Source organism: Variovorax sp. LjRoot130, from assembly GCF_964253755.1.
Classification (GTDB): Bacteria; Pseudomonadota; Gammaproteobacteria; order Burkholderiales; family Burkholderiaceae_C; genus Variovorax.
Window position 1 is genome coordinate 980,699 of the sequence record NZ_CAXURM020000002.1, and the last position, 15,317, is coordinate 996,015.

Sequence of the window (15,317 nt, forward strand, 5' to 3'; positions counted from 1 at the left end):
ATCAGTTGGTGTTTTTGAGGGCGACCACGGGAGGCAGAAGATGCACTCCCTCGACGCTCAGCGCGAGAAGTGCTTTGCCGGGAAGGGGCAGCACGCCCGTGAGCGGCGGCAGTGAGGGAGTCTTCAGCACCTCGAGAGATGCGCCCGTGCTGGAGAGCAACTGGCCCGCCTGACTCGCTAGGACGAAGCTGCCGTCCTGGCGCAAGGTGGAGGCAATGATGGCGGCCGGGGAAGGCGATGAAAGCTGCTGCCAGCTGCTGCCCGCGTCGGCGGAGCGCCAAACATTCCCGCGCATGCCTGCCGTGATGATGTCCCTTTCGGAGGGCAGTTCGAGGGTGAAGAAGCTGCCTTGGTAGGGCAGGGTTAGCTTGCGGAAGCTATGACCTCCGTCGTCGGAGCGCAGGAAGAGGCCCTGCTCACCGGCGATCGCGATGACCTGGGCGCGGCGTCGTACAGCGTAGAGATGCAAGTCTTTCGGATTGTCCAACAGGCCTGAGCGCACCGCCCATGTGTTGCCGCCATCAGCGGTGGCCAGTGCCATGCCGAAAGCGCCCACGACGAACACCTCCGACGGGCTGGACACGACGAGATCCAGCAATGGCTTGTCGGGGCCGTCGGCCACCATTCGGTCCGCCGCCTTGCGCTGGGCCGCGTCTCCTCCGCGCATGGCGGATTCCTGCATCATCGTGGCGATCGCACGTCCGTCCAGCTGGCGCGCCCAGGTCAGACCGCCGTCAGTTGTGCGGAGGACGGTGCCACCATGGCCCGTTGCGTAGCCATGTCGTTCATCGGCGAAAGCGACGGCAGTCAGCGACACGCTGACCGGCACCTGCGCCTGGCGCCACGTGCGGCAGCCGTCGTCCGAAACCACGGCAAGGCCCCTCTCGCCCACTGCCACAAAGCGCTCGCCCGCGAGCGCTGCCCCCAGCAATACCGCGCGAGAGGGGGCCCGAACCGTCACCGCTCGTCGATCCAGGGCCGGACTCACAGGGGCCGACCAGGCACTTCCGCATGTTGCCAGCGACAAAAGAAGCGTACGTCGCTTCATGTCGCAACCTCGTTCATGCGCGAGCGTTCTTCCGGCAGGGGATCGCCTTGCTCGCACGCCATTTGCAGCGCGGTGCCTAGTCGGGGGCTCAATTTCAACTTCTCCATTGTTTTGCAGAGCGGCTTTCGAAGGGCGACCATCGACGTCCCATGCGCCAAGCGAACTGATACGGACCGTATCGTCGTCGAATGCTAGGTGCGGGTGACTGTGACGTCAATGGGGAAAACCGGCGTCTTGCGTGACTGGGAGATCGGGGTAAACACCGAATAACTTGTAGTAAATCGAGACGTACAGTTTCGCATTCGGTTCGATCTTGTCGGAGTCACAGTGAAGCCTGCTTCTGTTCCAAGCCCCCAGCGTTCGGCGGCGTTGCTGCTGCAGACCTACCAACGCCTGGGTCATCCCACGTGACGACCGCCCGATAGGAACCGGGAATGCTCTCGAGTGCAGCGCTCGACGCATCCAGGCGCGTCAGCCCATCCTCTTCAGCACCTCGCAGCTGCGGAGCATCGGGCCGTGCTGCCTTAGTGCCGACGAGCGAGACCCCGCGCATTGCCACCAACGATTACATCAACGAGGAGAACAAGGTGAAAAGAAACCGTCTACCGGGGTCCGCCAGACTGCGGCGGCTTGCGCTGGGGGCAACGGCATGTGTGGCCGGAGCCAATGCGTTCGCCATCGAGTTCGACACGGGCAACCCCGATCTCAGTGTGCGCTGGGACAACACGATCAAGTACAGTGCGGCCGCGCGGCTGCGAGGGCAGGATTCAGCCTTGCTGCGCCGACCGAACAACGATGACGGAGACCGCAACTTCAACAAGGGCCTGATCTCCAACCGCCTGGATCTTCTTACTGAGCTCGACGCCGTCTACGCCAAGCGTCACGGCCTGCGCTTCAGCGCCGCCGGCTGGTACGACAACGTCTACAACCAAACCAACGACAACCCTGGTTTCGCCGGCGGAGCCTTTCCCAATCAGGTCTCGGTTCCTTTCAATGCGTTCACGGATGCGACACGCCGGTTGCATGGGCGCAAGCTCGAGGCGCTGGACGCATTTGTGTTCGGCGGCTTCGACATGGGATCCACGCGGGGCACTGTGAGGCTCGGGCAGCACAGTTTGGTCTGGGGTGAAAGCCTATTCTTCGGAAACAACGCCATCGCGGGCGGCATGAACCCGGTCGACGTAACCAAGCTCGTGTCCGTGCCGAATACGCAGTTCAAGGAGGCGATTCGCCCGGTTCCCCAGGTCTCGGCTCAGTTTCAGATCACTCCCACGTTCTCGATCGGCGCGTACTACCAGTTCAAGTGGCGACCCAATCGCCTGCCGGCGGTAGGCAGCTACTTTTCGGGGGTCGATGCCAATCCTGAAGGTGCCGAGCGGCTCCTCCTCGCAGGCCCGGGCAGCCCTTTCGCAGCCAACGCGCCGCGCCTTGATGACCAGCGCGCCCGCGACAGCGGCCAGGGCGGCGTTCAACTGCGGCTGCGCTCGGACGAGACCGACTATGGCCTGTACCTGATCCGCTTTCATGAAAAGACCCATCAGCAGATCATCTCCGTTGGATTGGCGCCTGCGGCCTTTGGTGGTGTCATTCCCGGGCCGGTCAGCTACCGGCTGGTGTACCCCCAGAACATCACGGCATTCGGCGCCAGCGCTTCGCGCACGTTCGGCGACGTCAACGTCGCTGCCGAAGGTTCGATTCGCCATAACCAGGATCTCGCCAGCAGCAGCCGTGCCGTGGATGCGTCCTTTTTCGGTGGACTGCCCAGCAACAACAGTGGCAACCCCGCCTATGCAGTCGGCAAGACGGCGCACCTCAACTTGAACGCGCTGTGGACCGTTCCGCGCACACCGCTCTTCAATGAAGCGACCTTCCTGGGCGAGATCGGCTGGAACCGTGTCCTGTCGATCAGCAAGAACCCCGGCGCGGTGGACGCCAACTCCACTCGCGATGCTGTCGCGCTGCGCATGCAGTTTGAACCGCTGTATCGCCAGGTCGTGTCCGGGCTGGATCTCGGTGTTCCCATCGGCATTGGTTACAGCCCCAAGGGCTCGCGTTCGCGTGCGCTGGGCATCGCCATGCCTCCGGAGAACGGCGGAGACCTCACCGTGGGTCTGAACGGCACTTACCTGGGCGTGTGGAAGTTCAGTCTTGCCTACACGCGGTTCTTCGGCTCCAAGGGGACGCTGTTGGACACTAATAACAATTTCTCGTACCGCCAGTTTCTGCGCGACCGCGATTTCGTCGCGCTGTCGGTAAGCCGCACCCTGTGACATTCGCCAGTGAGGACATTTCCATGACATCCACCACGATCAAGTGCAGCGCCGCTATCCTTGCCGCACTCTTCACCGCCGGGGCCGCCCACGCCGGCGTGAGCGCCGCCGAGGCGGCCAAGCTCAAGGGCGAACTGACGCCCTTGGGCGCCGAGCGGGCCGGCAACCGTGACGGCACCATCCCGGCTTGGAATGGCGGCCTGACGGCGGCGACGCTGGGATTTCGCAATGGCGACCGCAGGCCGGACCCGTTTGCGTCAGAGAAGCCAACGCTGCAGATTACCGCGAAGAACATGGATCAGTTTGCGGACAAGCTGACCGAGGGCACCAAGGCCATGCTTCGGAAGTACCCGGACAGTTTCCGGGTCGATGTGTATCCCACGCACCGCACCGCTGCGGCACCGCAGTGGGTGTATGACAACACCTTCCAGAATGCGACACGGGCCACAGCGCAGGACACGTCCGCCGGTCCCGTCACCAAGGGCGCGTTCGGCGGCATTCCGTTCCCCATCCCGAAGAACGGAGCCGAAGTCATGCTGAACACCCAGGTGCGCTGGCGCGGCGCCGCATGGAACCAGCAAAGCAGCGGCTACCAGGTGACCGCCGATGGCCGTCCGGTTCTGGTGCATACGGTGAACGTCGACAACATCGCCCCTTACTACTACCGCGAGGGTTCGGCGGAGAACTTCGATGGCGCCTACTGGATGGTGCGAGTTGCCACTTCGGCTCCAGCTCTGCGGGCTGGCGAAGCGATCCTGGGGCACCTGTTCGTCGATGAGAGCAAGACCGCGACCTGGGTCTACCTGACGGGACAGCGGCGTGTCCGCAAGCTGCCCAATTCCTGTTGCGACACGCCGCATCCCACGTCCGCGGGTATCGTGACGTTCGACGAGATCGAGACTTTCGCCACCCGCCTGGAGCGCTTCGACTGGAAGCTGGTGGGCAAGAAGGAGATGTACATCCCATACAACTCGAACCGGCTGCTCGTGCCCACCAAGGACACGGATGTGTTGGGTCCGCACCATCTTCATCCTGAGCATGTCCGCTGGGAACTGCACCGCGTCTGGGTGGTAGAAGCCGAGCTGAAGCCTGGGCAGCGCCACACTTCCACGAAGAGTCGCTACTACGTCGATGAGGACAGCTGGTGGCCGGTTGTTGCGGACCGCTGGGACGCCAATGGACAACTTTGGCGCATGCCTTTTTCCATTCCGGTTGCGATGCCCGATATTCCCGCGGTCGTCGGCACCGCATGGGGCACCTATGACCTGCTCTCGGGGACCTATTTCGTTGCCGAGCTGATGAATTCTTCCAAGGAGCAATATCGACTCCTGCCGAAGCCTTTGCCCGAGAAGCATTTCTCGCCCGACGCACTGGCTGGCGACAGCGTGCGCTGAGTACCTTGCAGTTCCATCTACGGTATGGACGATCTGGAGTCGTCCACCCCATTTCCACCGGGACTTCGGTCTCGACATTGTCGGATGCACGGACGCGCAAACCCGCTTCCGCTTGGAAGAGGGTTCGTATCGTGCTGAAACGCCGGAGACATCGCCGGCGTAGTGCGAGTCCTTTGATCGGCCACATCGTGTGGCGAGTCAAGAACTTCGAGAAGTTGAGGGTCTTTTCTCGCAACAAGTTCGACTTCTGCGTCGGCGACATCCAGGTGTGAGCCGCCTGCCAGGTCACTTTCCCGGCTGAAGCACGACACGGTCCACTTTCCAGCGCGGCGATGCACTCGGCCGTCGCCGCACACGACCGGCTTCGGCCCCATCTGCTTCGGTGTGTCGGATATGAACGAGGTGTTCGTTGACTGGAACTGCGTGTGGTGTCTCTGCTGGAAGGACTTCCTAGGGGCATCAGACGTCGCCATCGGTTCGGCGTTCTTCCGCCAGCTCGATGCACCCTTGCGACGGCAACGCCGAATACGGGTGCCATTGTCGACCGGGACATCGAAGGTTCGGGCAAGTAGCGCAATACGCGTGCGCGGTAGCGGCGAGGCTGATCTCGCGTAATAGAATACGGGACGACTCGATACATTCCAACCAGGAAGGTGCCTGGCGTGGATACTGAGGCAACTATGCAAGCAGAACGCGAAAGAGCCCGGCGCGTCCGCGAACGGTACGCCGCATCGTCGCTGCAATGCCCGGCCGGCTGCCTCCTCTGCGCGGTGCAGCTGTGCGCATGGGGGCCCGGATAATGGAGCCGTCTTACTAGCATCGGGATTTCCTTGCCTACCAAAAGTTCTTCCAAGGGGGCCGCAGCCAAGGCTCGCGCCCGTTCTTCTGCATCGACCACGGCAAGACTTGCTGTGGGCACGGGCCCAGGCGCGCTGCGCCCGCGCTCGCCCGGGCGGGTGCGCAGCGACGCATCGCGCGTGGCCATCCTCGATGCGGCGCTGAAGCTGCTGGAGACGACACCCCTGCAGCAGATCTCGATCGAGTCGATCGCGCGCGAGGCGGGAGTAGGCAAAGCCACCATCTACCGGTGGTGGAACTCGAAGGCTGCGGTGGTCATCGAGGCGTTCCTGCATGCCCACGTGAGCCACACGCCCATGCCGAAGGGCATAAGCCCTCGCGAGGCACTCATACGCCATATCCATCTGCTGGTGGAAGAGTACAGCGGCTGGTCGGGTCGGATCGTTTCGCAGATCATGGCGGAGGGGCAGGGCGACCCGGACGTGCTGCGCGAATTCCGCGAGCGCTTCTGGTACGGGCGGCGCGCCGTCGTTCGCGAAGTGGTGGAACAAGCGCGCCTGCGCGGCGAGTTCCGCAGTGACATCGACACGGAACTGCAGATGGATGTCATGTATGCCCCGATCTACTTCCGACTGCTCATGGGGCACCTGCCGCTGGACAAGAAGTTCGCGGATGCGCACTGCGCCGCGATCATGCAGGTGCTGGCTCCTTCGCAGCAGGAGCCCGCTGCGGCGCCGGCCAGGCGGCGCAAGGCTGCCTAGGCTTCTGGCCAGCTCCGGGGCGAGGCGGCTTCAGTCCTCGGGCAGAACCGAGGGATTCACCAGTTCCTCGTAGACCGTATCGGCGCCTGGCAGGCCGACAAGGCGGCGCTGCTCGATGAGCAGCTCGACCCCGGCGCGATCCGGGCGCAGCGAGACCGGCGCGGAGCGGACCATGGCTTCCACGGCCGTAGCGGGGAAGCCTGCAAAGGCCAAGGCTTGGCGTGCCGCGTCGGGGTCGCTGCCCATGCGCTTGCGCGCGCTCTCCAGGCCGCGCAGCCATGCGAAAAGGGTGGGGCGCAGCCGCTCCAGCGCACCCGCGCTCACCACGAGGCCTTGTCCAGGGAAAGTGGGGTAACGCTCCTGCACGCTTGCGATGCGGCTGAGGCCTGCCTGAAGTGCCATCGCGTCGAACGGAGGGCCGAGGAGAGTGGCATCGCCGCGCCCGGCCACGATCGCGTCATAGCGTTCCGTCACCCCGCCAACCGGTTCCAACGCATATGCATCGGGACTGATCCCCTCCTCGGCCAGCATCGCGCGCAACGCCACGATAAAGCCGTTGTGGGGTGCGTCGACGAGCAGGGTGGCGCCGCACAGATCCTGGAGCTTCCCTCGGACCTTCTGTCCGACGAGGGTCAACGGGGTGGTGCGCTCCAGCTGTGCGACGACGCGGAGATCGTGTGGTCCCGGGCGCAGGTTCCAGTCCATCACGTTGTCCATTGCCGTGACCACGGCATCCACTCGGCCGGTGGCGAGTGCCTCGAACTGGGCGTCGGAAGACGGGTTGCGCTCCGCGTGCAGGGTCACATCTGCTGTCAGCTTCAACGCGTCGGCCACCACGGCCAATGGGGAAGGAACGAACCAGAGAACTCGCAGTGTGTGCATTTTGAAGGGGAGAAGGCTCAGAAGCATGGAGCCGGGATCAAAGGTCCAGGAACAGCTCGTTGTCGAGCGCGCGTGAGACGCAAAGGATGACGGACGTGTTCGCGACGCGCTCTTCCTCGCTCAGCACAAAGTCGCGATGGTCCGCCTTGCCGGCGAGCAGCGGCGCTTCACAGGTGCGGCACAGGCCCTCGCGGCAGGAGCAGGGGTGCGCAATGCCGTTCTCCTCCAGCGTCTCGAGGATCGACCGCCCGGGCGCCACCACGTAGGTCGCCCCCCGGCGGCGCAGCGTCACCCGGAACGCCCTGTCCGTTGCTGCATCGGCTGGAGCGGCGTCGGCGGAGAAGCGCTCGAAGTGGACGGCCTGCGCGGGCAGGCTGGCTGCCGCCGCCTCCCGGCCCACCGCGTCCATCAGCGGCGCGGGCCCGCAGCAATAGACATGGGCCGTGCGCGGGATGGCGCGCAGGAAGCCGGCCACATCGGGAAGCGCGTTCTGCTCTTCGTCCACGTGCAGCTGCACGCGGGCATGGTGGGCAACCAGCCGCCACAGGTAGGCCGCGCGGGCGCGCGAGCGCACGCAGTACAGCAGTCGCCAGCGTTGGCCCGCAGCCTGGCAGGCCTCGATCATGCTCAGGATCGGCGTGATGCCGATGCCGCCGGCAATGAAGACGTGCTCCGGGGCGTCGGAGGCCAGGCCGAACAGGGAGCGCGGCGCGCTGACCTGCAGTCGATCGCCGGTGCGCAGGCGTTCGTGCAAGTGCCGGGAACCGCCCCGCGAGTGGGGGGCGAGCCCGACCCCAAGGCAGTAGCGGTCTGCCTGCGCAGAACCGTTGGTGAGGGAGTACTGCCGGCACAAGCCGCCGGGAAGATGCACGTCCACGTGCGCTCCCGCCGTGAACGCGGGCAGCGCGCCGCCGTCCGCCGCGCGCAGTTCGATGCCGAGCACGCCTTCTGCCTCGTGCGTGAGGCGGGACACGACCACGTCATGCATGGTCAGGCGGGCTGTCGGTACAGGGTGACGGGCTGGGACCCGCCGGCCGCGACGGTGGCCGCGACTTCGGCCGCTTCCTGCTCCAGGCGCCGCGCCACGACCCAGCGGAACTGCGACAGCGCCGCATCCATCGCGAAGGGGGTCATCTTGAATTCGGCATCCAGCGCGAGGTTCTTCTGCTGGGCCGTGATGATCGCCCGATCCTCCTCGAACGCAGTCACGATGTTCTGGTGAATGGACTTCGTCACCTCCGGCTTGTCGATGGAGAAGTTGTGCGGATGCGCAAAGAAGTAGTGCGTGGAGTTTTCCGTCTCCGGCGTGATCGCCTGGCATCCTCTGAATTCCACGGCATCGACACGGTTGCCCTCCGGCGCGCCCGTGCCGGCCGGCGCATTGCCCGAGTCCATGAGGAGAACGGCCGGGATGGTGAAGTTGTAGATGTTCCAGCGGTCCACCTTGCCGGGCCAGTCCTTCACTGCCTTGACGAACGGTGGAGCTTCCGTGTCCAGTGCCCAGCGCGTGATGCGTACGCCGTTATCGAGACGCTCCACCTTGGGCGGGAACGAGGCATAGTCGGCGCCGCCGCCGAGGGTGGTCGGGTGAACGAACGGCAGATGCGAGAAGTCGAGAAGGTTGTCGCAAATGAGGAGATAGTTGACGTCGTAGTGGATGTAGCCGTCGAGGCTGCGCCAATCCGGATGGTCCAGCCATGGTGTTTGCGGAATCAGGGCAGGGTCTGCTTTCGCGGGCTCTCCCATCCAGATCCAGATCCAGCGATGCTGCTGGACTACGGGGAAAGTGCGCACCTTCGCTTGAGGCGGAATGCGGGGCTGCGCCGGGGCCTCGATGCATTGGCCGTTCGAGTCGAACTTGAGGCCGTGGTACATGCACCGCACGCAGTCGCCCTCGCGCCTGCCGACTGAGAGCGGCGCCCCGCGATGGCAACAGCGGTCCTCCATGGCGACCAGCGTTCCGTCCGCAGTGCGGTACATGAGGATCGGCACGCCGATGATGGTGCGCGCGAAGAGGCCGTCCCCGGTGACTTCCTTGTCCCAGGCAGCGACGTACCAGGTGTTCTTGATGAACATGCGTGCCTCCACTTGCTTCAGCTCAGTTCGAGCTTGATGCCCGAGCGCTTGACCACTGGAATCCATTTGTCGCGCTCAGCGCGGATATGGGCTGAGAACTCCGCCGGTGTGCTCCCGACCGGCTCGCCGCCATAGTCGTAGTACCGCTGTGCGACCTCGGGCTTACGCGCGATGGTGGCGCATGCGGCGGCCAGCTTGTCGAGCGCGGCCTGAGGCGTGCCTGCGGGGGCGAGGAGTCCGAACCATGTCGAGGCGTCGTAGTCCCTGATGCCAAGTTCCTCGAACGTCGGCACGTTGGGAAGAAGCGGGTGACGGCTCTTGCCCGTCACCGCCAGCGCCTTCAGCTTGCCGCCGCGCACATTGCTCATGGAGGCCGCGAGTGCATCGAACATCACCTGCGTCTCGCCCGAAAGCAGCGCCGTGTAGGGACTGGTGGTGTTGTACGGCACGAACTTGTAGTTCGTCCCCGTGATCGCGCCGAACCACTCGCCCAGCAGATGCTGGAAGGTGCCCACACCGACGGTTCCTGCGTTGATGCTCCCGGGACTGGCCTTGGCCAACGCGACGAGGTCGGACGCCGTGGACGCGGGCAGGCTGGGGTGGGCAACGATCACGCTGCGCAAGGTCGTGAGTTGGCTGATGGCGTCGAAGTCCGAGGGCTTGTACGGCAGCTTCGTGTACAGCTCGGACATGTAGCACAGGGAGCTCGGAATCCCCATGAGCAAGGTGTAGCCATCCGCAGGTGCCTTGGCTGCCAGCGAGGTGCCGATCGTCGTCGCTGCGCCCGGGCGGTTCTCGACAAATACCGACTGGCCCAGGACGGCTGTGAGCCCTGCGGCCCAAAAGCGCGAATCGGCGTCGAGGCCGGACCCGGGTGGGTTCGCGACGATGAGGCGCACGGGCTTGCTGGGGTAGTCCTGCGCCAGTGATTTGCCGGCAACGCCGGTCATCAGCATTGCGGCCGCGGCGCCCAGCGCCTGCCGTCTCGAGATCATCATGAATCGTCTCCGTGGATCGGGCGTCGGGTCGATTTCAGCGCCCGGAGTTTGATGGTGAATAATACAATACGCACCGTATTGAAATATACCGGGAAAACCCCGAAGACGCTCGATTTCAATCGCCGGGACTGGATCTCCGACGTGAATCGCCGTCACGGGTGAGCCTTCCATGCGGAACAGGTCATCAAGGGTTTATCCCTAAATCATAACGAGACGTAGCGTATAGGATTGCACCGGTTCACATGTCGGCCTCGGGCCGTTTCACTGTCGAAAAAAGGAAAACCGGATGAACATCCTTGGACCTGATTCCCTGGTCTTTGGCGTCGATGATGTCGCCGCTTGCGTCCAGTACTTCACCGACTACGGCCTGACGCCGATCGGTGTGAGCGATTCCGGCGGGCGCTTCGAGGCTGTCGATGGCACATCCATCGTCATTGCACGCCGCGACGACCCCTCGCTGCCTGCGGCGATGGAAACCGGAACGATGCTGCGCAAGACGATCTACGGCGTCGCAGATCGCCAGACGCTGGACGCTATTGCGGCCGAACTCGGCCGCGACCGCGAGGTCAAGCGCTTGCCCGATGGTTCGATCGAAGCTTCCGACGACATGGGCTTCGTTCTCGGCTTCCAGCTGTCGGTGCGGCGCAAGATCGACGTCCCGGGTGAAGCCGTCAACTCGCCCGGCAACAAGCCCGGCCGCGGACCCAACACCCTTGGAGCCAACGCCGATGCCGAGTTCCGGCCGCTGACCCTCTCGCACGTGGTGTACTTCGTGCCCGATCTGGCCGAGGCCTCGAAGTTCTACACGGAGCGGCTCGGCTTCCGCTGCACCGACCGGTTCACGAACGCCGGCAGCTTCCTGCGTCCCGCTGGCACGCTGGATCACCACACGCTCTTCCTGATCCAGACTCCCGCCTTCATGAAGGGCGTGGAGCACTTCACCTTCCACCTCTGCGGCCCTACCGCGGTGCTGCAATGCGGCTATCGCTTTGCCGCCAAGGGCTATCAGACCTTCTGGGGTCCTGGGCGGCACAAGTTCGGATCCAACTGGTTCTGGTACTTCAACAGCCCCGTGGGCTGCCACGTGGAGTACGACGCGGACATGGACCTGCACGACGACGCCTGGGTCGCCCGCGAAGCGCCCATGCAGGTGGATGAATCGCAGATCTTTCTGCTCCAGCACCGTGAGAAGTGGGCGCCCGGTGGTCCGCCGCCGTCCGGTCAGGCGAGTTGAAGAGCAGCCATGCGAACGTACCTGTGCAGGGTCGACGAGCTCCCCGACGGGGCAGCGCGCGGATTCGACCCGCGAGGCGTGTTGCGGGACACGATGTTCGTGGTCCGGCGCGGTGATGGCGTGAGGGGATGGCTGGACGCCTGCCCGCATGTCGACGGGGCGCCGCTGGCCTGGCGAAAGGACGCGTACCTGAGCGCCGACGGGCAATCGATCGTTTGCTACGGGCATGGCGCGGTGTTCGACATCGACACCGGGTTCTGCACGAAGGGCCCGTGTGTCGGGCAATCGCTCACGCCTGTCATGGTGGAGCGCGATGCGGCAGGTGCGCTATGGATCAGTGCACCAGCCATTGATGAATGACAACCTTTCCAAGGGGCTTGCAATGAATTCGACGGACAACCTGCGCACGCGAATTGCACTCATGGCGGCTCACTGTGCGGGCATGGTGGACATCGTCGCGCTGCCGGTGTGGGTCGGCACATTGATCGCGCGCTTTGGTTTCGACCCCCAGCAGGCGGGTGCGTTGGCAACCTTGTTCCTGGCGGGCGCCGTCTTGGCGAGCATGGTCGTGGCGCCACGTTTCCACCGCTTGCGCGGGCGCTGGATCGTCCCCGTTGCCTACGCCGCTGCAGGCGCCGCATTCTTGGCCTGCATGCGCACCAGCCAGTTCGAAACGCTTGCCGTCCTGCACGCGGTGGGTGGTATCGCCACCGGGGTCGGCTTGAGCGTCACGCACGGCACGGTCGCCCTCACGAGCAACCCGCATCGGCTTTTTGGCTTCATGCAGGTGGCGGTGGGGTTCTTCGGCATCGCCTACATGGTGTGCGCACCCCAGATCATCGTCGCGGTCGGGGGCCCGGGGCTCTTTGCCGTCTTCGGGGGAATCATGCTCGCCGCGTGCGGCATCACGGCCTTGGCGTATCCGAACGTACAACCCATCTCGGCCGCAGCAGCGGCGCGCGCTCCAAGCGCGGGTCCGCTGCCGAATGCGGCATGGTGCGCAATGGCCGGCATCAGCCTGATGAACGTGACGCAAGCCATGGTGTTCAGTTTCCTGGAGCGAATGGGCGCCGACCGCGGGTACACAGCTTCCAATCTGCATTTGCTGTTGATCGTCGTCGGGGTGGTCAACCTCGCACCCGGTGCGATCGCTGCCATGCTGCAGCACAGGCTCGATGCCCGCAAGGTCGTGCTCGCCGGCGTGGTGGCGCAGGCGGCACTGGCGTTGACCCTGGTATCGAGTTCAGCATTCCCTGTCTATGCAGCCGCAGGCGCCTTCTTCGTCTCCACGGTCATCTTCACGCACATCTTCACGTTCGGCGTACTGGCGAAGCTGGACCCGTCCGGGCGCGCCGTTTCCGCAACGCCAGCGATGCTGATGATGGGTTCGGCCACTGGCCCGATCCTGGGCGGGACTTTGGTCAAGTTCTATGGCTACGGGGCCATTGGCTGGGCCGCCGTCGCCATCGGCGCCGTCGCCTTCTGCTTCTTCCTGCAATTGCGCAGCCGCAAGGCGCAACTCCATGCGCAGAGCGCGTGAGTTCATGCGGATCGAGTCGACGGTGGACGTGATCTTTCTTTGAATCAGCTCTCGAAGGCGATGGACCGCCTCGTCAGAACCAGGAACAGGAGACAAAACATGAGTAGAGCCAAACGGGCGCTTGTGGTTGGAAGCGGCATTGGCGGCGCCACGGCGGCCTATGCGCTGGCCAAGGCAGGCGTGGAGACACATTGCATCGACATCCAGCCGGTCAGGTCTACGGTCGGCTCGGGCATCTGCCTGCTTCACAACACGATGCGGGCGCTGTCGGAGATCGGGCTGGCCGAGCCGTGCCTGGCAAGCGGCCTGCGTTTCGAGGTGTTCAAGCAGCACGACGCTGCCGGAAACCTGTTCATGTCGAACCCGACGCCCCCCGGCATCGGTATCCGCCGTCCGGAGCTCGCCCGGATCCTCGAGTCCGCGGCCAGCGAGGCAGGCGCGACCGTGGAGCGCGGCCTCACCGCGACGACCGTGAGCGATCGCGGCGACCGGGTCGACGTTGTGTTTTCCGATGGACGCGAGGCCGCGTACGACTTCGTCGTCGCGGCAGACGGTGCGTATTCCAAGCTGCGGGAACAGTTCTTTGGCGCCGAGCATCGGGTGCGGTTCGCCGGCCAGAGCGCGTGGCGCTTCAACGCGCCGCGGCCTCCGGAGGTCGATGGCTTCTGTCTTTACCGCTCGCCGGACGGCAAGCGCGTCGTGGGCGCGCTGCCGACATCGAAGGAGACATGCTATTTGTTCTTCCTGGAGAACAGTGCCGAACACCTTCACTGGCCGGACGACCAGTTGCATGTCCTCGTGCGCGAGCGGCTGTCCGGCTTCTCCGCCCCCGTGATCCAGGATGCACTGGCGCTCGTGACCGCGCCCCAACAGGTCCTGGTCCGCCCCTTCGACATCACGCTCGTACCGGCCCCGTGGAACCAGGGCCGCATCGTGCTCCTGGGCGATTCGGCGCACTCGCCGACGCCGCAGATGACTTCCGGCGGCGGCATGGCCATCGAGGATGCCGTGGTCCTCGCACAGTGTGTGAAGGACCAGGTCGATCTGCAGGAGGCATTGGCTGCTTATACGAAGCGACGGTTCGAGCGAGTGAAGACGGTCTGGAGCGCGTCGCTGCAACTGTGCAAGTACGAGCAGGAGCCGGTTCCCAACCCGCAGAGATCTGCAGCCCTCCTGCTGGAGACATACCAGTACCTGGGCCAGCCCATGTAGACCATGCCGGTCTTCCCGCATTCCCCGCGGCGCTTCATGAAGGCGCCATCCATCCCTCAACAAGCGAATCGATACCAACCATGATCCCCTACAAACGCGCAGACGCCCGGGCCTGGGCCCGGGAAAACATGATCGGCTGCTCGGCCGTGACGATCCCCAGCTACTCGGCGGATCTCAAGAGACTGAATGAGCGCGGCATTCGCCATGACGTCGCACTGGCCAAGGAGCTCGGATTCAAGTACACGCTGCTGTGCACCGAGGTCGCCATCACGCCGGAGGAGAACGCCAGGTTCACGGCGTTGGCGGCGGAAACGGCAGGTCCCGGCTTCGGGCTGTTCTTCCATGCGGCCTTCAACTCGCTGGCGGAGAACATCGAGGCGGTCAAGCTGGCGGAAGCCGCCGGGGCCACCATGGTGCTGCTCTCGTATCCCGCGCAGTTCTGGCCCACCACGGAGCAGGAGGTCTACGACTACACCAAGCAGTTCTGCGACGCGACCAACCTGGCTGTGATGCTCTTTCCCTTGCCTGCCTGGGGGTTCGAACGCATTCATCCTGCGGGCATGTCGGTCGCCCTGGTGCGGCGACTCCTGCAGGCGTGTCCGAACATCGTGGCGATCAAATCCGAGCAGGGCTTTCCACTGCCAGCAGGCATTTGCGAGATGTACCACCACTTCCGAGACGAAGTGGTCATCAGCTGTCCGATCGAGGGTGACGCCATCCCGCTCATGAGCGTGATGAAGATGCAGTTCTCCGGCACCAGCAACACGCAGTGGATGAGCGACTACTATCCCCGCGCCTTCGAACTCGCCCGCAAGGGCGAGTGGGAACAGGCCATGGAGATGTACTGGAAGGTCAACCCGGCACGCGGTGCGAACGGAGCGGCGACCCAGGCCTACATCGGCGGCACCTCGGTCCTCAACCGCACCATGTGGAAGTACCAGGACTGGCTGGCGGGCTTCAACGGCGGCCCGCTGCGAGCGCCGGCCATGCGCATTCCGGACCGCTTCATGAAGCTGTTCCGCCAGGGATTGGCCGCCTCCGGTCTTCCAGTGACATCCGACCCCGACAGCGCGTTCATGGTGGGGCGGCATCCCTGCTGAAGCG

General features: G+C 64.5%; 13 protein-coding genes. 8 read left to right on the forward strand and 5 right to left on the reverse strand.

The features are described from left to right. Nucleotide 1 precedes the first annotated feature (1 nt). The gene (locus ACSQ86_RS34525) at nucleotides 2–871 is read right to left on the reverse strand and encodes a WD40/YVTN/BNR-like repeat-containing protein (RefSeq protein WP_436310693.1); all 870 of its coding nucleotides are present in this window, start codon (nucleotides 869–871) and stop codon (nucleotides 2–4) included. 611 nt (nucleotides 872–1,482) lie between these two features. On the opposite strand from ACSQ86_RS34525, the gene ACSQ86_RS34530 reads away from it, so the two are divergent. The 3 genes from ACSQ86_RS34530 to ACSQ86_RS34540 all read left to right on the forward strand — a co-directional run bounded on the left by ACSQ86_RS34530 (nucleotide 1,483) and on the right by ACSQ86_RS34540 (nucleotide 6,271). Beyond that, complete coding sequence (locus ACSQ86_RS34530) at nucleotides 1,483–3,318, forward strand: DUF1302 domain-containing protein (RefSeq protein ID WP_436310694.1); 1,836 nt, start codon at nucleotides 1,483–1,485, stop codon at nucleotides 3,316–3,318. 23 nt (nucleotides 3,319–3,341) lie between these two features. Next, nucleotides 3,342–4,712 (forward strand): DUF1329 domain-containing protein, encoded by a 1,371-nt coding sequence (locus ACSQ86_RS34535; RefSeq protein WP_436310695.1) that lies wholly within the window; start codon nucleotides 3,342–3,344, stop codon nucleotides 4,710–4,712. A 977-nt stretch (nucleotides 4,713–5,689) separates the two neighbouring features. Further along, the gene (locus tag ACSQ86_RS34540) at nucleotides 5,690–6,271 is read left to right on the forward strand and encodes a TetR/AcrR family transcriptional regulator (RefSeq protein ID WP_436310696.1); all 582 of its coding nucleotides are present in this window, start codon (nucleotides 5,690–5,692) and stop codon (nucleotides 6,269–6,271) included. A 30-nt stretch (nucleotides 6,272–6,301) separates the two neighbouring features. On the opposite strand, the gene ACSQ86_RS34545 is transcribed toward ACSQ86_RS34540, so the two are convergent. Genes ACSQ86_RS34545 through ACSQ86_RS34560 form a run of 4 tightly spaced genes read right to left on the reverse strand, consistent with a single transcriptional unit; the run spans nucleotide 6,302 to nucleotide 10,383 of the window. Further along, nucleotides 6,302–7,180: an ABC transporter substrate-binding protein gene (locus tag ACSQ86_RS34545; RefSeq protein ID WP_436310697.1), complete on the reverse strand. Its 879-nt coding sequence runs from the start codon at nucleotides 7,178–7,180 to the stop codon at nucleotides 6,302–6,304. A 10-nt stretch (nucleotides 7,181–7,190) separates the two neighbouring features. Continuing rightward, nucleotides 7,191–8,141 carry a PDR/VanB family oxidoreductase gene (locus ACSQ86_RS34550; RefSeq protein ID WP_436310698.1) on the reverse strand — a complete coding sequence of 317 codons (951 nt, stop codon included), beginning with the start codon at nucleotides 8,139–8,141 and terminating at the stop codon, nucleotides 7,191–7,193. 2 nt (nucleotides 8,142–8,143) lie between these two features. Continuing rightward, complete coding sequence (locus ACSQ86_RS34555) at nucleotides 8,144–9,229, reverse strand: aromatic ring-hydroxylating dioxygenase subunit alpha (RefSeq protein WP_436310699.1); 1,086 nt, start codon at nucleotides 9,227–9,229, stop codon at nucleotides 8,144–8,146. Between the two features lie 17 nt (nucleotides 9,230–9,246). Then, the gene (locus ACSQ86_RS34560) at nucleotides 9,247–10,383 is read right to left on the reverse strand and encodes a Bug family tripartite tricarboxylate transporter substrate binding protein (RefSeq protein WP_436310700.1); all 1,137 of its coding nucleotides are present in this window, start codon (nucleotides 10,381–10,383) and stop codon (nucleotides 9,247–9,249) included. A gap of 130 nt (nucleotides 10,384–10,513) precedes the next feature. On the opposite strand from ACSQ86_RS34560, the gene ACSQ86_RS34565 reads away from it, so the two are divergent. The 5 genes from ACSQ86_RS34565 to ACSQ86_RS34585 all read left to right on the forward strand — a co-directional run bounded on the left by ACSQ86_RS34565 (nucleotide 10,514) and on the right by ACSQ86_RS34585 (nucleotide 15,313). Further along, nucleotides 10,514–11,461 carry a VOC family protein gene (locus tag ACSQ86_RS34565; protein ID WP_436297323.1) on the forward strand — a complete coding sequence of 316 codons (948 nt, stop codon included), beginning with the start codon at nucleotides 10,514–10,516 and terminating at the stop codon, nucleotides 11,459–11,461. Between the two features lie 9 nt (nucleotides 11,462–11,470). Next, a complete protein-coding gene (locus ACSQ86_RS34570) occupies nucleotides 11,471–11,821 on the forward strand; it encodes a Rieske (2Fe-2S) protein (protein ID WP_436297324.1) in 351 nt (116 codons plus the stop codon). Continuing rightward, a complete protein-coding gene (locus ACSQ86_RS34575) occupies nucleotides 11,814–13,001 on the forward strand; it encodes an MFS transporter (protein WP_436310701.1) in 1,188 nt (395 codons plus the stop codon). Before ACSQ86_RS34570 ends, ACSQ86_RS34575 begins: the two co-directional genes overlap by 8 nt. 99 nt (nucleotides 13,002–13,100) lie before the next feature. Further along, entirely contained in the window at nucleotides 13,101–14,213 is a 1,113-nt protein-coding gene (locus ACSQ86_RS34580; protein ID WP_436297326.1) for an FAD-dependent monooxygenase, read from the forward strand. Between the two features lie 80 nt (nucleotides 14,214–14,293). Then, nucleotides 14,294–15,313 carry a dihydrodipicolinate synthase family protein gene (locus ACSQ86_RS34585; protein WP_436297327.1) on the forward strand — a complete coding sequence of 340 codons (1,020 nt, stop codon included), beginning with the start codon at nucleotides 14,294–14,296 and terminating at the stop codon, nucleotides 15,311–15,313. Nucleotides 15,314–15,317 lie beyond the last annotated feature (4 nt).